This is a genomic window from Actinomadura logoneensis (genome assembly GCF_003428695.1).
Classification (GTDB): Bacteria; Actinomycetota; Actinomycetes; order Streptosporangiales; family Streptosporangiaceae; genus Spirillospora; species Spirillospora logoneensis.
This window is the reverse complement of sequence record NZ_QURH01000658.1, coordinates 1-2,647: the sequence shown is the minus strand read 5'-3', so window position 1 is coordinate 2,647 and position 2,647 is coordinate 1. Positions and strand designations below refer to the sequence as shown.

2 protein-coding genes are annotated in these 2,647 nt (G+C 76.0%); both read left to right on the top strand.

All coding sequences use genetic code 11. The features are described 5' to 3' along the window. On the top strand, positions 1-1,052 hold a 1,052-nt coding region (locus DZF91_RS25235), incomplete at its 5' end, for a cytochrome P450 (protein WP_147341374.1). A 222-nt stretch (positions 1,053-1,274) separates the two neighbouring features. Then, positions 1,275-2,647 (top strand): ATP-binding protein (locus tag DZF91_RS25230; RefSeq protein ID WP_147341373.1); only part of this gene is annotated, 1,373 nt, incomplete at its 3' end.

Below are 2,647 nucleotides of genomic sequence, written 5' to 3'. Positions count from 1 at the left end.
CCGCGCGCTGGCCGGTCGGCGTCCCGATGCCGGTGCGGCCCGCGATGGAGCGGATCACCCTCGAGGTCATCATGCGGGTGGTGTTCGGCATCGAGGACGCGCGGCGGCTCGGCGCGCTGCGGGCGCTGCTGCCCCGGCTGATGCGGATCGCGGGCTCGGCGGCGCTGGTGCGCGTCCCGCCGAACGTCCGCGAGCGCGCGCTCGCCTCGCCGCTGCTGCTGCGCGCGGGCGCGCTGCCGACCACGCGGTACGTCCGCGTCCGGGACGAGGTGGACGCGATCCTGTACGTCGAGATCGCGCGCCGCCGCGCCGAGCCGGACACGGCGGGCGGATCGGCCGACGCAGACGGATCGGCCGACGCGGGTGGGCCGTCCGACGTGCTGTCGCAGTTGGTCGCCGCGCGGGACGAGGACGGCGCCGCGCTGACCGGCCGGGAGATCCGGGACGAGCTGATGACGCTGCTGGTGGCCGGGTACGAGACCACCGCGACCTCGCTGGCCTGGACGTTCGAGCGGCTCGTCCGGACACCGGGCGCGATGGCCGCGCTGGTCGCCGAGCTCGACGCCGGGACGCCGGCCGCCCGGGGCGGGACGTCCTACCTGGACGCGGTCGTGAAGGAGGGGATGCGGGCGCGTCCGGTCGTGCTCGGGGCGCCGAGGCTGCTGGACGACACGGCGAAGATCGGCGGCTACGAGATCCCGGCGGGCTGGTACCTGTCGGCGTCGATCCCGCTGGTGCTGACCGATCCGGAGGTGTTCCCCGAGCCGGAGCGCTTCCGTCCGGAGCGGTTCCTGCCCGGCGCCACGTCGCCGGAGGCGGTCGCGCGGGCGAACCGCTCGTGGCTTCCCTTCGGCGGCGGGCGCCGGTACTGCGCGGGCGCGCAGCTCGCACTCCTGGAGATGCGCGTCGTGCTCGCCGAAGTGCTACGGCGCGTGACGCTGACGGCGGCGCGTCCGGAGGCGGAGAAGCGGCGGCTGAAGAACGTCACTCTCGTGCCGGGCGAATCGGGCCTGGTCGTCGCGCGTCCGCGGGAGGACGGAGCGTCCGGGTGAACCCTGTCGGTACCGGACGGAGGAAGATGACGACTAAGGCACGGTCCACTTCAGACTGTTGACACCCGTGCCCTGAGGACGGTTGATAGCACTGTGGCGATCGGGGGGTGCAGGTCACTCGAGCCGACCGTCCACTCGGTAGAGTGGCCCCCGCGATCGACGCATTCGCGACAAGAGTAACAACACGGCGTATCGACCGCCTGTCTCTGGTGGGGTGTGGACATGGATGGTCGTACGGACCAGCAGCGCGCGGACCGTCCGCGCCCGGCCGGGCACAGTCCGGGCCGCCCGGCACCGGGACGCGGTCCGGACGAGCGCGGTCCGGACGAGCGCGCCTCGAACGCGCGCGGCGCGGGCGTGCGGGGTTCGAGTGCGCCGGTCTCCAGCGCGCGGGGTTCGAGTGCGGGGGGACCGAACGCGCGGCCCGCGAACGCGCCGTACCCCGCCCCGGGCGGCGTCCCGTCCGAGCGGTCCGGCACCCGCCCCGGGCAGCCGCCGCTGGTCGGACGGCACGACGTCCTGCAGGTCCTGGAGGAGAGCCTCGACGAGGCGGCGGCCGGGATGTTCCGGTTCGTCGCGCTCGCCGGCGAGCCCGGCGCGGGCAAGACGCGGCTGCTCGGCGAGCTGACGGCGGGCGCGGTCGCGCGCAAGCTCGCCGTGTCGTCCGGACGCGCCGCCGAGTTCGAGCAGGAGATGCCGTTCGGCGCGGTCGTGGACGCCCTCGACGACCACCTCGAGGAGCACCTGCCCGAGCTCGGCCCGGCGACCGTGAAGCTGCTGGTCCCCGTCTTCCCCGCGCTCGCCGCGGTCGTGCAGGGCACGATGCCGACGGTCACCGGCAACACCCCCGTCGCCCGCTACCAGCTGTACCGGGCGGTGCGGCGGCTGCTGGAGCAGCTCGCCGCCGAGGACGGCCTCGTGCTGATCCTGGACGACGTGCACTGGGCGGACGAGGCGACGATCGAACTGCTCGACTACCTCGTCCGGCACCCGCCGCGCGCCCGCGTGGTGATCGCGGTGGCGTTCCGCCCGGCGCAGGCGTCGGCGCGGCTGGCCTCGCTCGTCGAGGCGTCGCTGCAGGGCGGCTGCGGGCACCGCGTCCGGGTCCGCCCGCTGACCGAGGACGAGGTCGCGCAGCTGCTCGGCCCGGACGTCACCGCCGGCCGCTGCCGCGAGCTGTTCGAGGCCAGCGGCGGCAACCCCTTCTACCTGGAGGCGCTCGCCCGCAGCGACGAGCCGCTCGCCGAGGGCCCGCAGGAGGGCGACCTCCCGCCGGCCGTCCGGGCCGCGCTGCACATGGAGCTGAGCGGCCTGTCCCCCGACGCGCTGCGGGTCGCGCAGGGCGCGGCGGTCGCCGCCGACGAGTTCGCGCCCGCGCTGGCGGCCGTCGCCGCCGAGGTGTCCGACCCGGTCGCGCTGTCGGCGCTGGACGAGCTGGTCGCCCGCGACATCGTGCGGCCCGGCGCCGGGCGGTTCCGGTTCCGGCACCCGCTGGTCCGGCACGCCGCGTACGGGTCCGCGGCGGCGGGCTGGCGGCTCGCCGCGCACGCCCGCATCGCGGCCTACCTGGCCGACATCGGCGCGCCCGCCGCGGT